Here is a 19621-nt window from a genome sequence, read left to right as displayed (position 1 = left end):
GAATGAAGCTATTCGTTCATCTGGTGTTATTTATTCCGTTATTTATTCCTTATTTTACAAAAGCTGCTTTATATGTTGATATAAAAAAAAGCAGTGTTGGTAACATTGGTCTTGTTGTATCTAAATGTACGTGTAAAACAGCGTTGGAAAGCGAATTAAGCGAAAATATTGCAAAGGTAATAGGAACAAATTTATCTAATTGTGGCTTATTTAATGTAAAACGTGGCGCGGAAGCTGAATCTAAATCTTGGAAAAGCGATACTGTAGTCACAGTAAGTTTAAGCGAAATATCTGGTAGTGCATTAGAGCTATCATTTCGTTTATTTGACGCTTTTACAAAAAGAGAATTACTTACTCAGTCAGTTGTTTTTCCAGCAAAAGACTGGAGAAAAATTGGTCACCTCGTTTCGGATGTGATACATGATAGATTAATTGGTGAGAAAGGGCACTTCAACACAAAAATCACGTATATCGCTGAAGAAAAAGATAGCAACTACAAATCTGTGCGTAAAATTGCTGTGATGAATCAAGATGGAAGTAATATAAAATACTTAACAAATGGCGATAGATTTGTGTCAACACCGAGATTCTCACCAAATGGAAAGGGTATTGTTTATATCTCGTACGCAAATGGTAAAAGTTATATAATATTAAAAAATTTAAAAGATAACACTGAATCAATAATCAGCGCATTTGAAGGAGTTGTTTCTGCACCAAGATTTTCTCCCGATGGTAAATCTCTTTTAATTTCCCACTCATTGGGTGGTGAAACGAATATATTATCTTTGGATTTAAGTAGTAAACGAACAAAAAAAATTACTAAAGGTTCAGCTATAAGCACTTCTCCCTCTTTTTCTCCAGATCAAAAGTATATGGCTTTTAGTTCTGATATAAGTGGGAGTCAGCAACTGTACGTTATCGATTTTACTAACAAAAGTAAAAAACCTAAAAGAATTAGTTTTGGAAGTGGAAGATATGCTACGCCTGTTTGGTCGCCAAAAGGAGATCTGATAGCTTTTACAAAGATTCAGTCAGGAAAATTTTACATAGGAGTTATGAAGCCAGATGGCAAAGAAGAACGTCTGCTTTCAGAGGGGCATAAAATTGAATCCCCGGCATGGCTACCAAATGGTAGAGAAATCATTTTTACAAGAACAGAATCACCAAGCAACTCTAAACTATATTTAGTAGACTTAGTAAAGAAAAATCAAAAAATGGTTTCCACTCCCACAAATGCTTCTTTACCTGATTGGTCTTATTTTTGAAAGTAGATCTATTATAGGTTTGATATGAGCCTTATTTTACTTTAATCGCTTATAACCTTTGGCACTACAAAATACCCATGCTCAGGTTTTGTATTGGACAATATCTCTTTTTTAATGTTTTGAGAATTTATAACATCATCGCGTACATGAATGTCCTTGTCTATGCTGCCATAACGCATAGGAGAAACACCTTCAGTATTAACTTGCAATAAAGTATCATGTATCCAATCCAGCATTGTCAGTTCTTTGGAGTAGTGATCAATCTCGTCATTTGATAACTTAATCCTTACAAGCTGTGCAATTTTAAGCATTTCTTCCTTGGTAATTGTTATTTTTCTCTTATTTGCAAATTCTATTAGTGAAGTAATAACGTCTTCTGTTGACTTAGCTGGCATTTCTACCTCCTTGGATGAAGTGAGTTAAAATATTTACAACCGAAACAACTTCTATTTTACCAGTTTTTTCAAGTTTGTGAAGTATGGTATCCGTAATCACTAATTTATCTAAAGAAGAGGAAGAGATTTTCTCAACTGCACTTCCTGAAAGCACACCGTGTGTGATGCATGAAGTTACGGACTTTGCTCCGTAACTTTTTAAAGCAAGAGCTGCATTACACAATGTTCCACCAGAGTCAACTATATCATCAACAATGACACAATTTTTGTTTGCAACTTCTCCTATTATGTTCATTACTTGAGATGTGCCTGCTTTCTCCCTATATTTATCTACTACAATAATCTTATCACTTAACCCTATCTTGTACTTTTCCTCTAAAGTCTTTGCAAAAGCACGTGCTCTACCAATTGCTCCAACATCAGGTGCAACAATTGCCAAATTTTCCGTGTGTATAGAGTCAACAAATGCTTCAAAGCAGTTCAAATTAGTTATCGGTACATCAAAGAATCCTTCAATTTGACTTGAGTGCAAATCAATAACTGCAACACTACTTGCACCTGCAGTTTGAATAAGATTTGCAACTAATTTGGCACTTAAAGCAGACTGCACATTATTGTTCTTGATAATTCTATCTTGCCTGCTATATCCATAATAAGGAATAATTACTACTATCCTTTTGGCTCCTAATCTATTTACTGCATCAATTATGAGCAGAAGCTCCATAAGGTTATCATTCACAGGGGGAGAAAGAGATTGTATTATATATACTTCTTGATTATATAGATCATTTGCTACTTCTACATTTACCTCGCCATCGGTAAACTTTGATATCCAAGCAGAGGATGGTTGAACATCTAGCCGGTTAACTACTGATTCCCCTAATTCCTTACTAGCATTACCTATTATTATCTTCATAACGCACTAATTGAGTTTTTAAGATTATACAGAAATTGTAAAATAATTGAAATGTAAGTGTCTTTATCCAGCATTCTTGTCGGTGAATTAGGTACCTCTTGTACAATGACCTGTCATTTTCACGCGTTGTTTCAATATACAGACCCAAATTGAAACAACTATACAAAATCCTGCTTATGTTTCAAGATAAATGACTTTAATGAAATATAATTTATCTAGTCATTTGTATCTGCTAACATACTACACTTCCCATTGTAGAGCCTCTGCAACTTACTGAAATTTATAATCGCTTTATAAAAAGTTTTATACTCTTTGCTTAATTGGAGGTGCTACCTCTGCACTTTCTGCTCTGTCTAGGGTACTACTTGGTTTTTCTGCAGTAATTTTTTGAATGCTACCATCTACCTTATTCTTGATATCTGCTCCATATGATCTTAATACTTCAATAGCTTTTTCGTTTCCACTATTCAGCGCAATATCCAAAGCATCCATTCCATCATTATTTTTGTGGTTGATAAAATTCTCTAACTCAAAGATTTTTATATAGTGCTCAATGATGAATTCTACCACTTTTCCAGGGCAATTATTAGCGGCAGGAAAGAGTACTGCATTGTTATTATTGTCTTTCTTTGTTACATCTGCTTTGAGCTTGTCTATCAAATATAGCCTTTCTTATAATAGTCCGAATGCGATAAGATATGTGTTTATGGCTATAGCAGGCCAGTAGCATATTACGGTCTGTTCGGATTATTGTAAAAAGAGCTATACTTGATAATTTCTATTCTGCTATCATCTTCTGCTTCAGTGCACTGCCTAGCAGCTAAAAACAGAGCTGTTCGCCCATTATTGTCCACATCTTCAATATCTTGTCCCTTATCAATTAAGGCTTGTATTATATTTTTGTTCCCATATAAAGCAGCAAAGTGAAGAGGAGTATACCCTTCGGTACTTTCTCTTTCATTAATCAATGCACCATGGCTAGCTAGTAATTCTATAAATTCTGGCGTATTTGCAAAAACTGCAAAGTGCATTGGTGTTAGATCATCTTTACCATGATTTTGAGTTTTTGCATTAACGTTTGCTCCATTTTTTATCAGCAATTTTGCTATTTCTAATTGTTTGCGTCCGATGGCAATATGCAGTGGCGTACGATTGCGTTCATAATGATCATTGACGTTTGTGCCACATTTTATTAGTAGTTCTGCAGCTTCAATATTATAGCTCTTTTTACAATAATCCGAACAGACCGTAATATGCTACTGGCCTGCTATAGCCATAAACACATATCTTATCGCATTCGGACTATTATAAGAAAGGCTATACCTTCCTGAATTGCAACGTATAAGGAAGCATATCCATCTTTTGTTTCCTCTGTCATACGAAATTGCGAACATGTTAGTTCATATATTATTAAGGATTATTATTAAGTTTTTATTAATACAATATTAATGTAGCGGGATGACGGTTTTTCAAATTATCGTAAGTCAGTTTAGCTATAGCTACAAGTTTCATTCTTCCCTTACAAATAACTTTACTGCGTCCTTTTTTCGGATTCAGAATTAGCAAGAAACGTTCTTGTAAGGTGGTCTACTAAAATTTTGCTTTATAAAACAATGTCTGAACTATGCAATTAATACATTATCAACACAACTGATTCATAAAAGCAAATATTATAACCACGAAGAGAGAAAATGTTATGCTTAGTTTAATAAGAAAGACCTTGAGAAAAAAATGACTCATCAGGTAAACGATTCGAAATTGAAAGAGAAAGATGAAAAAAGTATTTTAAAATTAGCATCAAAAATAAAAGGCAAAAAAAGTAGCATTGCTGAAGAACTAGAAAAAATATCTAAAAAGGAAAAACAAAGGATTCTTACTACGGAAGTAAGTAAACATCGGGGTAAAGAACCAATTATTATATCACTTGCTTATGCTATACTACGTAAAGATAGTATAGCTGTTGAGAAAATGTTAAGAGTAGCTAAAGAAAACGGTATTCTGAAAGATATTCTTAACGCAACAACAACTATAAAATATCCAGATGGTCGGAGAGCAACTGTTACACCACTTGCTTATGCTATACTATATGAAGATGGTATAGCTATTGAAGAAATTTTAAAAGTCTCTAAGGAGAACGGTATTCTGAAAGATATTCTTAACACAACAGCAACTATAAGATATCCAGATAACAAGGAAGTGACTTACGCGCCACTTGCTTATGTTATACTACGTAGAGATAGTATAGCTGTTGAGAAAGTGTTAAGAGTAGCTAAAGAAAACGGTATTCTGAGAGATATTCTTGACACAACAATAACTATAAAACATTTAGATAGCCGGGAAGTGACTTACACACCACTTGCTCATGCTATGTTCTGGGAGGATGGCAAAATTATTAAAGAAATTCTAGTAGCAGCTGAAGAGAACAGTATTCTGAAAGATATTCTTGACGCAACAACAACTATAAAATATCTAGATGGTCAAGAAGAAATTTACACACCGCTTACTTACGCCATATCATGTAAAAATAGCAAAACTATTGAAGAAATTTTAAAAGTCTCTAAAGAAAACGATATTCTGAAAGACATTCTTGACGCAACAACAACTATAAAATATCCAGATAGTGAAGAAAAAATCTACACACCACTTACTTATACAATATCATGTAAAAGCAACGAAGCTTTTAATACAACAAGAGCTATAAATCAAGATGGTCAGGAAAAAACTCACATCCCATTTCCTACCCTTGATAAAAGAGAAACTGAATTAAAATTAAAAGAAAAAAGACAAAGTAGAAGAGATGAGGGATTAAATTTTAACAATGGTAGTAGTGACAAAAATGTTGAAATAAAAGTTAATGGGGATATCTTGTTGCAGCATAGTAGTGGAATTGAAAATGAAATAAATCATACTGCTGTACGTAATGATGTAAGGGGGGTAAAGCCTCTAATAGAAAGTAGAGTAAATGTTAAAGTACAGAATATAAATGCAGTGATTGCAACTTCTGTGACATTTAAAATGATTGCAACTTCTGTGACACTTGAGTTGGTAGCTAGTAAAATAACATGTGTACTGTCAAAACCCACCACTAAATTGGAAGAAGTAGCTATAACATATTTTCAAGGTTTAGCACTATATTTGTGAAACTTAATTTATATGTGCTAAACAAGATGCTGATTAGTTTTATAGCTAACCCAAGAAAGGTTTCCCTACGTCATACCGCCGCGGTATCTCTAGATCCCGCTAACAAGTAGCGGGATGACGGTTGTCGTTTAGCCATAAATATTTAAGAAATTTACCAAATAAAAAAAAAGGCAAAAGAAGCCCTGGGGTTATAGCTCTTTTTACAATAATCCGAACAGACCGTAATATGCTACTGGCCTGCTATAGCCATAAACACATATCTTATCGCATTCGGACTATTATAAGAAAGGCTATACTATCTCTGTCGAGTATTGGCATTTTTTGATGTCTTGTAACGCTTTATAAGCGCGTTCAGCTTATTTAGATAAAAATCTAGATGTAGATGAAGTTTTGTAAAGACATACAGTATCTATATACTGCAAAAAATTGAACATAAGACGCCGATACATTAAGTAATCCTTACCTTTTAATCTGCAGATTGGCGAAAGCAAATACAATAGCTTCAGTTTCATGATAAGGGGGCTGGCGGAGTTTGTCAAGGAAGTTTTTCGTTTCTGTGAACCACCTGCTAACCGACAGCTAACATTAACTACCGATATCGTATCTGAAGAAGCCCCCTGGCCATTCTAAAAAATTTAATGCTGAGTACACCTTACTTTTGGCTTCCTCTATAGTGCTCCCTTCTGCTACTATATTTAGCACTCTTCCGCCATCGGAAACTAAGTTACCACTTTCATCGAATTTAGTACCAGCATGAAACACCAACACACCAGGAATGCTTTCAATCTTATCTAATCCTTTAATTACTTCTCCCTTTTGATAATCACCCGGATAGCCTTTACTTGCAACAACTACACAAACTGTAGATTTGTTGTTAAGTTCTACCATTTTGACATTTAACTTTCCTTCTGCAACTGACAACATCAATTTTAACAAATCGCAATTTGAATCAAATCTAGGTAATATAGATTGCGTTTCTGGATCACCGAATCTAACGTTATACTCGAGAAGTTTTGGGCTATCTTTGCAAATCATTAAACCAGCAAAGAGTACTCCTTTATAAGACGTACCCATGTTAACCAATGCTTGAGCTGTAGGGTACATTATTTTTTGGATAATTTTTTGCTCCATGTCCTTACTTATAATTGAAGGTGATGAGTACGACCCCATACCTCCAGTATTTTGGCTTTCATTACTTTCATCAACTCTCTTATAATCTTTTGCACACCCAAGAGTTACTACTTTCAACCCATCAATAAGAGCAAAAAAACTTACTTCTTCTCCAACTAAAAACTCTTCTATGATTATTTCTTCACCTGATTCACCAAATTTTTTCTCCACTAGCATTGAATTTATTGCTGAAAAAGCTTCGCTTTCTGTATTACATATAACCACCCCTTTTCCTGCTGCAATTCCATTTGCTTTCACTACAAGTGGAAACTTTATTTTATTGCTACGTACAAAATCTTTAGCTAACCCTTCATCAACAAAACACTCGTACTTGGCAGTTGGTATACCATATCGTTTACATAGTCCCTTGGTGAAAGACTTCGATCCCTCAAGTTTTGCAGTTGCTTGACTTGGAGCAAAAACATTTATTCCCTCTGCAACTAAACCATCAGCAAGCCCATCAATTATTGGTTGTTCTGGACCAATAACAACCAACTCTATATTTTCTCTCTTGCAAAATTGTGTAACATCCACTGAATTTTGAATATTTACATCCACAAGAGCCCCAAGATCTTTCATAGCTTGGCGACCAGGAGTTACATATAACTCAGTCAAGATAGGAGATTTTTTTAGAGCCCAAAGTAGAGCGTGCTCACGCCCACCAGAACCTATAACCAGAACCTTCATCTTTATTTCCTCGCTTTTCTATATGTCAAAATTATTATTTGCTTATAACAGTATCATTACTCATGTATTTTTGCAACACGTTTGGTATTGCAATCGACCCGTCAGAATTTTGATAATTCTCCATTATGGCAATAATCGTTCTTCCTATAGCTAAAGCTGAGCCGTTTAAAGTGTGAATATATTTTTTCATCTTTTTATCAGTTTCTGAAGAGTATTTAGCGTTCATCCTTCTTGCTTGAAATGCACCACAATTTGAGCAGCTTGATATTTCTCTATATTTATTTTGCCCAGGTAACCATACCTCTATGTCATAAGCCCTTTGTGCAGCAAAACCCATATCGCCACTGCAAAGCAGCATTACTCTGTATGGCAATTCTAATTTTTTTAATATCTCTTCAGCAACACTCGTCATACGCTCAAGCTCATCATTTGATTGGTCTTCAGTTGTGATGCTTACCAACTCCACTTTACCAAATTGGTGTTGCCTTATCATGCCCCTGGTATCGCGACCTGCACTACCTGCTTCTTTACGAAAGCACTCCGAATATGCAGTAAAGCGAATAGGCAGTTCTTTTTCTTCCATTATTTTGTCAGCAACTAAATTTGTTAAAAACACTTCACTTGTGGGAATCAACCTCAATTCGTCGGTAGTTAAATACGAATCGTCAGAAAATTTCGGTAGCTGACCAACATTATACATAGCCTCGTTTTTCACCAAAGTCGGGTGGTACACCTCAGTATAGCCAAATTCATTAACATGAATTTCAAGCATAAAATTTATTAGCGCTCGTCCAAGCTTAGCTAACTGTCCTTTTAATATCGTAAATCTTGATCCGGAAATTCTCGCCGCTTGTTCGAAGTCTATTAAACCTAATCTTTCTCCGAGTTCATAATGAGATTCTGGTACAAAATCAAACTGTCTTTTTCCTCCATATCTTCTCACCTCTAAATTAGAGTTCTCATCTGCGCCTATTGGCACATCTTGCGCAGGAATATTCGGCAAGTTAGATAAAACATTCACTAACTTATCCTTTTCTGCTTGTTCTTTTAAGCTGATTGCCTCTATCTCATTTGTGATGCTTTTTGACAACTCTATTTGCTCTTCACAGGGGCTCTTGCTCATTTTAAGCTTTTTTATTTCCTCTGTGATTTCATTGCGCTGCCTATTCAAATCCTGCAGTTTAGTGGTTAATGATCTTTTCTCGTGATCGATTTCTAATATCTCTTCCGCAGTAGATTCTCTAATTCCCCTGCTTTTCATTGCCTTTTCAAATCCTTTAGGGTTTTTGCGTATATATTCTATATCGTGCATATATTGTGCTATTACTAACATTGTTACTGTACTCCAAAAGCTCTTAATATTCAATATATTCTCATACTACTAAAATTATTATGGTTGATTTTTTTGTTAGAATTTGTTAAAATTTAATTAACTTAGTGTTCATAGGGTGTAGTATGTTGGGTATTACAAAAAATAATCAGAAAGAGAGCACTGACTTTGCTGGTGAGGAATTCGTTATCTACGCTACTTGTGTATGCCTAGCAGCCACATTCGCTGCTGGCTGTTTAGGGGCGGTAATAGGATCCCCTCTATTGACCTTTCCACTTGCTATGCTAATTTCTCATCCTGTGATTTGGATTATAATGGGAGTAGTTCTTACAACAGCATACAAATTAGCGAAGAACTATATTAATGGAAAAAGAGCAAGTCAAGGTGAGCAAAAAACTCAAGATGGAGATAGTGGTATTGTACCAGGAAGTGAACCCAATTCAAGGAACAGTAGTCGTAGAAGCTCTTTGGATAGTGGTTTGGGTGGTAAAGAGTTTCACGAAGATTTGGACACTCTTGTGCATCAGACAAACAGAAAAAACTATAGTTACTGGTTAGATGATAATGACATTACACATATTGCAAGAGTTGTATATGGGTACTCACAAAGTGAATATAGTAATAATAATGTCTATTTTCTTGCCCCTGGCTATTCTAATGGTTGGGACGAATTCACAAAAGAATTTCTTCAGAATTATAGAGGTGAATTCAAACAAAATTCTAAATTGATATTTACTTCGGTTCTTCATATTAACAATAATCATTGGGTAACTTTGGTTATTAAACCTGATGCAGGTGATAAAAAATTTAGAGCTTATTATTGTGACTCATTTGGTAATCAATTGCCAGATAATGTGCTAAATATTGTTAAAAGAGAACTGCAAAAAGAGGAATGGGTATTAGACATAAGAATTTCCCCAACTAAGCAGCAACGTGACGGGTATAACTGTGGAATATTTGCGTTAGAAAATGCTCATAAAATTACACAAATGCTTAACGAAGACAAATCATTTGACGAAATTGACAAAAAGTTATCAGAATATAAATTTGATTTGAATGAGAAAAGAGAAGAATTTACAAGAGCGCTTATGGAAGATGAGAAATGTAAGGAAGATCTAAGAAATCGTAAGCGTCCGCCAAGGACGAAAACATCTCAGTCTTCTATTTCAAGGGAGAATGCAAGTTTGTGTTGCATTATGTAATCAATGAAAAATTACCATTTACCTTATGCCCCTCCAAATAGGAAATTTGACAATTGATTCTCCAGTTATTTTAGCTCCAATGTCTGGAGTGACTGATTATCCGTTTAGAAGTATTGTGAAGAAACTTGGTGCAAGTTTGTTAGTTTCAGAGATGATTGCAAGCAGAGCTATGATTTTGCAAACTCGCCAGAGTTTGCAAAAAGCAAAAGTCGATGCATTAACTGCTGTTCAGCTTGCTGGATGCGAACCGAATGTTATGGCAGAAGCTGCAAAATTGAATGAGGATATGGGAGCTAAAATTATAGATATAAATCTTGGTTGCCCTGTTAAGAAAGTTGTAAACGGTTATGCAGGATCAGCACTAATGCGTGATGAAAAAAAGGCTGCTGAAATAATTGAAGCTGTAGTCAAGGCAGTGAATGTGCCAGTTACAGTAAAAATGCGCACTGGATGGAACGATGAAAATCGCAATGCCCCGAAACTTGCGAAAATTGCCGAAGACTTAGGAGCAAAAATGATCACTGTACATGGAAGAACAAGAGCGCAGCTTTATAATGGTCAAGCAGATTGGAAATTCGTTAGAAATGTTAAAGAGCAAGTGAAAATTCCAGTTATAGTAAATGGCGATATTAAAAATTTAAATGATATTCAGAATGCTCTCAAAGAATCTGGAGCAGACGGAGTGATGATAGGTCGTGGTGCCTACGGTAAACCTTGGCTGATTAATCAAGCAATGAACTTTCTCAGTGGAAGTGAAACTTCTGAGCCAACAGCTTCAGAGAGATTAAGCATCATACTCGAGCATTACGACAATATTCTTGAGTACTATGGAAATGACACAGGAATAAAGATGGCCCGCAAACACATAGGTTGGTACAGTAGCGGGCTTCAAGGCTCATCTGAATTTCGTGTGAGAGTAAATAACATGACAGATAGCACAGAAGTGAAAGAAAATATTATTGGCTTTTTTGGTCAAGAGACACACTAGCTGTACTCAATTCGACTGATCGTATGCCACTACGCTCTCTTCCTCACCAGAGTGTAAATGACAACCATTATCCATCAACCATTCCTCATCATAAGTTTCAATATCAAAATATTTTTCATATTTATCCACATTATCACAAAGTGAAAGTGCTCTGATCTTATTCATAATCAAACCTGTACCAGCAGGAATTAATCTTCCTACTATAACATTTTCTTTTAATCCACTTAAAGGATCACTCTTCCCGCAGAATGCTGCTTCTGTAAGTACTTTTGTTGTCTCTTGGAAAGAGGCAGCAGAAATAAAGGAGCTAGTTTCAAGACTTGCCCTAGTAATCCCCTGCAGAATAGGAAGATAATGAGTAGGCCGTTTGCCAGAGTTACTCATAGCATCATTTTCCCTATCAACTTCCAGCTTGTCAATGCTTTCGCCAACCAAGTACATAGTATCACCAGGATCAGTAATTTCCACTTTTTGTAGCATTTGTTTTAAGATCACCTCTAAATGCTTATTGTCTATACGAACACCCTGCAATCTATAAACTTGCTGTATTTCAGAAATCATATAGTGCGCTAAAGCTTCTAACCCAAGCACACGTAAAATATCATGGAGATCAGGGTCACCATCCATCAATAGATCACCTTTACGTACAAAATCACCTTCATTGACTATTACATGCTTACTTCTTGATACCAAATATTCAACTGGAGAAATTTGTTCATCTACAGGTTTAATTAATATACTGCGTTTTCCTCTACGGTCTTTTTCAGAAAACGCTACATAGCCATCTATCTCACTAACAATAGCATGCTCTTTAGGACGACGTGCTTCAAATAACTCTATAACCCTCGGTAAACCACCAGTAATATCACGAGTTTTAACTGACTCTCTTGGTGTTCTTGTAATAACATCACCTGCATGAACCTTCTGGCCATCTTGTACATTGAGCACTGCACCGATTGGTATAAAATAACATGCTTCAACGCCACTTGCGAGTGTCATTACTTTACCATTATCGTCAAGCAGCACAATACGAGGACGTAAATCAGCTCCACCAGAATGCAATTTCCAGTCTTTTACTACTTTGCTTGATATTCCTGTAGATTCATCCATCACTTCAGTGATCGAAATTCCATCTTTTAAGTCCTGATAAGACACTGTACCTGTCTTCTCCGTGATAATAGGCAATGTATAAGGATCCCATTCCGCAACTTTATCGCCAATTTTTACTGACCCACTCTCATCTACATAAAGCTTAGCGCCGTAAGGTACACTGTGCTTCAACTTCTCACTACCAAGGCTATCAATCAACACGACTTCACAGGAACGGCTTATCACAATTTTATTTCCGTTTCTATCTATAATTATATTACTATTGTTTAACTTTATTTTAGCATTAATAGAAGCTATAATATTCGAGGATTCAACGCCTCTAGTCATTACTCCACCTATATGAAAAGTACGCATCGTTAACTGAGTACCTGGCTCTCCAACAGATTGAGCAGCTATAACACCAACTGCTTCACCTATTGAAACAATTTTACCAGTTGCAAGGTCTCTTCCATAACATAAAGAACATACACCAGGACTTATTTCACAAGTTAAAGGCGATCTAATTTTTACAACATCAAGACCTGCAATGCTGATTTGCTTTACTTTATCCTCATCAATTAATTCCCCTGCTTTTACTAATAATTCTTTTGTCACTGGATTATATATATCATTTGCAGCTGTTCTACCCAGCACAACACTCTCTAGAGATGCAACTATAGTACTTCCTTCAACTGTAGCTCTCACAACAAGACCATTTTTTGTTTTACAGTCATGCTTTGTAACTATGCAATTTTGAGATACATCAACTAAACGACGAGTTAAGTATCCAGAGTTTGCAGTTTTAAGTGCAGTGTCAGCTAAACCTTTACGCGCACCGTGAGTAGAATTAAAGTATTCAAATACGTTCAATCCTTCACGGAAATTAGAAATTATAGGTGTTTCTATAATCTCACCAGAAGGTTTGGTCATGAGCCCTCGCATTCCTGCTAGCTGTTTCATCTGTGAAGTAGAACCCCTTGCACCAGAGTTAACCATCATATACACTGAGTTGTACTTACTATTTCCATCATATATAGATATTGCTTTTAACATATCATTAGCTATCATATCCGTACACTTAGACCATTCATCTATAACCTTGTTATACCTCTCACTTCTAGTTATTAGCCCATCTTGATATTGCATAGAGAATTTCTTAATTTCACCCCTCGCGTGATCAACATGTGTAGCTTTAGTTTCAGGTATAACCATATCACAACGACCAAAAGAGACACCAGAAAATGTGGCATACTCAAAGCCAAGTACCATTAATTTATCAGAAAATGCCACTGTAGCACTTTGACCACAGTTACGATATACCGAATCAACTATACCAGTTATTTCCTTGACTGTTAATATCTGATTTATTAGATCGAAGCCTAGATTCTCATGCTTAGGAAAAATTTGCCATAATATTAAACGGCCAGGAGTTGTACAAACAGTTTTATAGTGAGTTTCACCGCTGCTATTAATATACTCCATCCTATACTTTATACTAGAATGAATATGTAAAGTACCATCACTCAAGGAATGCTCAACTTCACAAAAAGCACCAAAAGATGGTAAATTATCTTCCTTAGGTTCTTGTAAAGTCAGATAATATATACCAAGTACTATATCTTTACTAGGAACTATAATCGGTCTGCCATTAGAAGGACTTAAAACGTTATTAGTGGACATCATCAACACCCTAGCTTCAAGCTGAGCTTCCAATGAAATTGGCACATGCACTGCCATTTGATCACCATCAAAATCAGCATTAAACGCCGTACAGACAAGCGGATGAAGCTGTATTGCTTTGCCTTCAATAAGGATTGGCTCAAAAGCCTGAATACCAAGTCTATGTAGCGTAGGCGCTCTATTCAACAAAACAGGATGCTCTTTTATTACCTCTTCAAGCATATCCCAAACTTCTGGTTTTTCTGCTCTTATCAACTTACTAGCAAACTTAATAGTTGGAGCCATACCATACATCTTAAGCTTTGAGTAAACAAAAGGTTTGAATAGTTCAAGAGCCATTCTTTTTGGTAATCCACACTGATTTAGTTTCAAAGTTGGACCAACAACTATTACAGAACGTCCAGAGTAGTCTACCCTTTTTCCTAAGAGGTTCTGGCGAAAACGACCCTGTTTTCCTTTTAACATATCACTAATGGACTTTTTATATCCAACAGCACCAGCTTTATTTACCAAAGTATTACGACGACTATTATCAAAAAGAGAATCAACTGCTTCTTGTAACATCCTTTTTTCATTACGAATCATAATCTCAGGAGGATTTAAGCTCAACAATTTCCTCAACCTGTTATTTCTATTAATAATAGTCCTATAATGATGATTCAGATCAGAAACTGCAGGACGACCACTCTCAAGCGATACCAAAGGACGCAAATCAGGTGGTAAAATAGGTATAGTTGTAAGTATCATCCACTCAGGCCTATTTCCAGATTTAATGAAGTTTTCAACAATACGCAATCTCTTTATAATTTTCTTTCTTCTTATCTCAGAAGCAACAGATTCTAATTCTAGTCTTAAATCCTTCCTAATTTCATGTAAATCAAGGCGCGTTAGCAACTCTCTTATAGCTTCAACACCTTGCATAGCTACAAAACTATCGATCCCATAGCTATCTTTAGCTTCATTATAAGCTTTTTCACTAATAATCTCACCTTTTTCAAAAGGCGAAACAAGAGGATCTATTACGATATAATTATCGCTATATAAAATATTCTCAATATCTCTGAGAGACATATCCAATAATGCTCCAATTCTTGAAGGAAGCGATTTCAAAAACCATATATGAGCAACAGGAGATGCAAGCTCTATATGACCCATCCTTTCTCTTCTTACTTTAGAAGATGTAACTTCTACTCCGCATTTTTCGCATATGCGACCTCTGTGTCTTCTTTTTTTGTATTTTCCACATAAACATTCATCGTCATTGACAGGGCCAAAAACCTTAGGGCAAAATAATCCACCTTTCTCAACTTTAAACGTACGATAATTTGCAGTTGAAACATCTTCTATCTCACCACAAGATATACGCTTAATACTTTCAGGGCTAGCAATCGATATGCTAACCTCATTAAAAGGTTGTGCAATGTTAGTGTGAGATATATCTTCAATCACTACATCATTTTGCTTTAAATCTACATTTAAACATAAAGAACGTAGTTCTTTTATCATCACATTAAAGGATTCAGGAATTCCACATTCAAAATTACTGTCACCTTTTATTATCGATTCATAAATCTTAACTCTACCATTAATATCATCAGACTTCACAGTTAACATTTCCTGCAAAGTATAAGCAGCACCATAGGCTTGTAATGCCCAACATTCCATTTCACCAAAACGCTGACCACCAAAATGAGATTTTCCTCCAAGAGGTTGTTGAGTAACCAAACTATAAGGCCCTACTGAACGCGCATGAATTTTACCATCAACCAAGTGGTGCAACTTAAGCATGTACATGTAACCAACTGTAACCTTGCGGTCGAATTTTTCACCACTGCAACCGTCATATAATACAGCTTGTCCAGAGTTATCTAAACCAGCAAGTTCAAATAATTTTGCTATTTGTTCATCTTTTGGACCCTCAAATACAGGTGCAGCAACAGGAACGCCATCACGTAATTTGCGTGCAAATTCAATGAGATTATTATCACTAATATTACGAATATCATTACAGATAGATACGTTACTGCCATAGCTATAAACCTCAATCAGGAAGTTACGTAAATTGCTGTATGAACTTTTACAAGAGTTCAAATAGTTCTCTACTAACTCATTCAACTCGTCATTTAGTGCATTCTTATTAGGTGTATTTAAAACAGAAGCCGTTATTTCATCATCATCAATATTTTCAATTTTTTTATTATCAAGGTATGCTACTGCAAATTGTGTAAAATTATCATCGTTAAGGGACCTAATTCCCTTGCAAAAAGCACTTTTGATCTTATTGATCTCATCGAGAATATTACTTACCTTTTCCCCTAATTTTCTACAAGCCCAACCTACATGCGTTTCCAGTATTTGCCCTACATTCATTCGTGAAGGAACACCAAGAGGGTTAAGAATAATATCAACAGGAGTACCATCTTCCAAATAAGGCATATCTTCCACTGGCACAACTCGAGAAATCACACCTTTATTTCCATGTCTACCAGCCATTTTATCCCCTGGTTGCAGACTATGTTTCACAGCAATGAAAACTTTTACTGACATCGACACACCTTGAGGCAGGTCATAACCTTCATGTAATTTTTCTACTTTTCGCTTAAACTGTGCTATTGCATGTGATACTTTTTCATCAAAATCTTTTTTTAAGCTCTTAACTTGCTCAGAAATGGATTGGTTTTTTAATCCTATACCCCACCATTGCTCACGTTCAATAGAGTCAAATTTTTCTCGATCTTGAGAACCAGAATTAATAAGAAGTTTCTTCAGTTCATCATAGAAATATTCACTAGTAACATTGATTATATAATCTCGCTCTTCCTCAAAGTCATTTATCTCTTTTTGTTTGATGAGTAATGCCCTTTCATTTTCTTCAACCCCCCTGCGTGTAAAGACTTGTACATCAATTACTGTCCCTTCAACATCTGGAGATGTATATAAAGAGGAATCCGCACAATCGAATGACTTTTCACCAAAAATTGTCATTAATAACTTCGTTTCAGGAGGCAATGAAAGAGAAGGTTTAGGTGTAACTTTACCTACCAGAATATAGCCTGGACCAACTCTTGTACCAATTTTCACTATACCACTATCATCCAAGTGATATAGATTTTCTTCATTAACACCAGGTATAGCACGAGTTATTTTTTCTGATCCTAAAGGGGTATCATGTACAACACAGTCAAATTCTTCTATATGAATAGAAGTAAAGAGATCTTTTTTAACAACTTCACTAGAAATAATAATAGAGTCTTCAAAATTATAACCTTGCCAAGACATAAAAGCGACTAGCAAATTTTTACCAAGCGCCAACTCACCACTGTTAATTGCAGGACCATCAGCTATTACATCACCCTTTTTAACATAATCACCTACGCACACTAGCGGTCTTTGATTAATACAAGTATTATGGTTAGAACGCTGAAACTTCCTTAGATGATAAATATCTACGTCCAAGTAGTTAACCCTTTCTTTATCAAAAGCACGTATAACTATAGAGTTACTATCAGAACTATCAACTATGCCATCGCGTTTTGCTAAAACTACAGCACCAGAGCCAGAAGCTACAAAAGACTCCATACCAGTAGCAACCAGAGGAGCGGTAGGCTTCAATAAAGGTACGGCCTGACGTTGCATATTTGAGCCCATTAATGCTCTATTAGCATCATCATTTTCTAAAAATGGAATCAAGGAAGCTGCAACTGATATTACCTGCTTAGGAGATACGTCAATGTAACTAACTTGGTCGCTACTTACCATGACGAAGCTACCAGCATATCTACAGTATAGCATGTCATCAACAAAGCAATTATTTTCATCAAGCTTTACGCTAGTGTCGGCTATATGATGTGAGCCTTCGTCTATAGCAGAAAGATACTCAATTTGATCAGTAACAACCCTATTGACTACTTTTCTATAAGGGCTTTCAATGAAACCATATTTATTAATACGCGCGTATATAGCTAAGCTGTTGATTAACCCTATATTTTGCCCTTCAGGAGTCTCAATAGGGCAAATTCTTCCATAATGAGTTGGATGAACATCACGCACCTCAAATCCTGCCCGTTCTCTTGTTAAACCGCCAGGACCTAACGCGGATAACCTTCTTTTATGTGTTATTTCAGATAACGGATTAGTCTGATCCATAAATTGAGATAATTGAGAAGAATTGAAGAAATCTCTTAAGACATTAGTTAACACTTTTGGATTAATAAAATCAGATGGAGAAACTTTATCTAAACTAGAAGTGGACATAGAATCAACTATTGCGCGTTCCAATTTCAACAACCCAGTTCTAAATTGATTTTCTATAAACTCTCCAACTGATCTTACTCTTCTGTTTCCTAAATGATCAATATCATCTACAGATCCTTGACCGTCACGTAACAATACTATTTTTTTTACAATTTCAATAATATCTTCATGCGTTAAAACAGTTAAATCCTCATCATAATTTAATCCAAGGTAAGAGTTAAGCTTCAACCTACCAATGCTAGACAAATCATAATATTCCGGACTGAAGAAAAGATTACGGAAAAACTCTTCTACTATCTCTAAAACAGGAACTTCACCAGGACGCAAAACTCTATATATTTCATATAGTGCATCCTGATAAGACATGTTTTCATCTAAGAAAAGCGTATTTAATATATAAGGTCCAACAAACAAATTATCTATGTTCAACACTGATATTTCATCTACAGATAATAACTCAAGCTTCTTTATGTCTTCCAGCTTTATAGATTCACCAGCAGATAAAATTTTCGTAGAGCTAGCACTATCCATTAAATCTTCTGCGAGGAATAAACCACATATAGAATTAAAAGGAACCAGATACTCTTTCAATTCATTATCATATAGCTTTTTAGCTAGTCTTGAGGTAATACGAACGTTAGCTTTAAGCAGCACATTACCTTCAATATCCATTAAGTCGAAAGGCAGCCTCACTCCTTTAAATTTATCAGGAACAAAAGGCACTTTCCAACCATCTTTATGTTTTACATACTTTATTTTCTCATAAAATCTATCGAGTATATCATTATTTGATAGACCCAACGCCTTTAATAAAACTGAAATTGGCAATTTTCTTTTTCTATCAACACGAAAATACAAATGGTCTTTAACATCAAATTCAATATCAAGCCAAGAACCCCTATAAGGAATAATTCTAGCAGAATAGATCAATTTACCAGAATTGTAAGTTTTTCCCTTATCGCTATCAAAAAATACACCAGGAGACCTATGCATTTGTGAGACGATAACTTTTTCCACACCATTAATGATGAAAGTGCCCTTATCAGTCATCATAGGCAACCCACAAAAGTGGACTTTCTGCTCTTCTATAGATTTTACAACGGTTGCAAGTTTAGAATGATCTCCACTCTCTTTAATCGATTTATATTCATCAAGAGAAATACCATCCTGCATAACAACAAGACGTATAGAAGCAATAACCTGAGCAGAAAAAGTTACACCACGCTTTATACACTCAGATTCATCATACTTAGGATCATCTACCCTACAACTTATAAACTCAATAGTAGCCCTACGCAAAGGATCATTTATTGGAAAGATTGTATGAAAGATAACTTCAAGTCTTTCATTACCCTTATTCTTAGGAGTAAAAGAATCATATGATTCTTTTTGAACCTTAACCAAATCCAATAAAGAATCTTTTAAATCAATCGACCTAGAATAAGAAACTCTAGGAACAAAAGCACCAGAAGCGTACATATAAGAAGAATCAACCATTAAAATA

The 19621-nt window shown here is 35.4% G+C and carries 10 protein-coding genes and 2 pseudogenes; 5 read left to right on the top strand and 7 right to left on the bottom strand.

Annotation, left to right across the window (positions count from 1 at the left end):
- The first annotated feature begins 2 nt into the window (after nt 1-2).
- A complete protein-coding gene (locus tag OPR46_RS01945; protein WP_265043704.1) occupies nt 3-1265 on the top strand; it encodes a Tol-Pal system protein TolB in 1263 nt (420 codons plus the stop codon).
- A 41-nt stretch (nt 1266-1306) separates the two neighbouring features.
- Here OPR46_RS01945 and gatC read toward each other — a convergent pair whose 3' ends face one another.
- The 4 genes and pseudogenes from gatC to OPR46_RS01925 form a co-directional block, all read right to left on the bottom strand.
- Nucleotides 1307-1660, bottom strand: a complete 354-nt coding sequence (gene gatC / locus OPR46_RS01940; RefSeq protein ID WP_015588776.1) for an Asp-tRNA(Asn)/Glu-tRNA(Gln) amidotransferase subunit GatC — start codon at nt 1658-1660, stop codon at nt 1307-1309.
- Nucleotides 1650-2576 carry a ribose-phosphate diphosphokinase gene (locus tag OPR46_RS01935; RefSeq protein ID WP_155968767.1) on the bottom strand — a complete coding sequence of 309 codons (927 nt, stop codon included), beginning with the start codon at nt 2574-2576 and terminating at the stop codon, nt 1650-1652. Before OPR46_RS01935 ends, gatC begins: the two co-directional genes overlap by 11 nt.
- A gap of 303 nt (nt 2577-2879) precedes the next feature.
- Nucleotides 2880-3239, bottom strand: a pseudogene (locus tag OPR46_RS01930) (ankyrin repeat domain-containing protein); the annotation flags it as partial.
- 104 nt (nt 3240-3343) lie between these two features.
- Nucleotides 3344-3829, bottom strand: a pseudogene (locus OPR46_RS01925) (ankyrin repeat domain-containing protein); the annotation flags it as partial.
- Between the two features lie 478 nt (nt 3830-4307).
- On the opposite strand from OPR46_RS01925, the gene OPR46_RS01920 reads away from it, so the two are divergent.
- Nucleotides 4308-5717: a WD_0033/WD_0034 family tandem repeat-containing protein gene (locus OPR46_RS01920; RefSeq protein WP_265043699.1), complete on the top strand. Its 1410-nt coding sequence runs from the start codon at nt 4308-4310 to the stop codon at nt 5715-5717.
- 121 nt (nt 5718-5838) lie between these two features.
- Nucleotides 5839-6042 (top strand): hypothetical protein, encoded by a 204-nt coding sequence (locus OPR46_RS01915; RefSeq protein WP_265043697.1) that lies wholly within the window; start codon nt 5839-5841, stop codon nt 6040-6042.
- A 260-nt stretch (nt 6043-6302) separates the two neighbouring features.
- On the opposite strand, the gene purD is transcribed toward OPR46_RS01915, so the two are convergent.
- Both purD and serS read right to left on the bottom strand, forming a co-directional pair.
- On the bottom strand, nt 6303-7574 hold the full coding sequence (gene purD, locus OPR46_RS01910; RefSeq protein WP_265043696.1) for a phosphoribosylamine--glycine ligase: 1272 nt from the start codon (nt 7572-7574) through the stop codon (nt 6303-6305).
- A gap of 34 nt (nt 7575-7608) precedes the next feature.
- Entirely contained in the window at nt 7609-8886 is a 1278-nt protein-coding gene (gene serS / locus OPR46_RS01905) for a serine--tRNA ligase (RefSeq protein ID WP_265043694.1), read from the bottom strand.
- Nucleotides 8887-9029: 143 nt separating this feature from the next.
- On the opposite strand from serS, the gene OPR46_RS01900 reads away from it, so the two are divergent.
- Both OPR46_RS01900 and dusB read left to right on the top strand, forming a co-directional pair.
- Nucleotides 9030-10106, top strand: coding sequence for a C48 family peptidase (locus tag OPR46_RS01900; RefSeq protein WP_265043692.1), 1077 nt, complete (start codon nt 9030-9032; stop codon nt 10104-10106).
- 25 nt (nt 10107-10131) lie between these two features.
- A complete protein-coding gene (dusB, locus tag OPR46_RS01895) occupies nt 10132-11094 on the top strand; it encodes a tRNA dihydrouridine synthase DusB (protein WP_265043690.1) in 963 nt (320 codons plus the stop codon).
- A 6-nt stretch (nt 11095-11100) separates the two neighbouring features.
- On the opposite strand, the gene OPR46_RS01890 is transcribed toward dusB, so the two are convergent.
- Entirely contained in the window at nt 11101-19614 is an 8514-nt protein-coding gene (locus OPR46_RS01890) for a DNA-directed RNA polymerase subunit beta/beta' (RefSeq protein ID WP_265043687.1), read from the bottom strand.
- Between the last annotated feature and the right edge of the window lie 7 nt (nt 19615-19621).

The organism is Wolbachia endosymbiont (group A) of Scambus nigricans, from assembly GCF_947251485.1.
Classification (GTDB): domain Bacteria; phylum Pseudomonadota; class Alphaproteobacteria; order Rickettsiales; family Anaplasmataceae; genus Wolbachia; species Wolbachia pipientis.
This window is presented reverse-complemented; position numbering and strand designations above follow the sequence as displayed.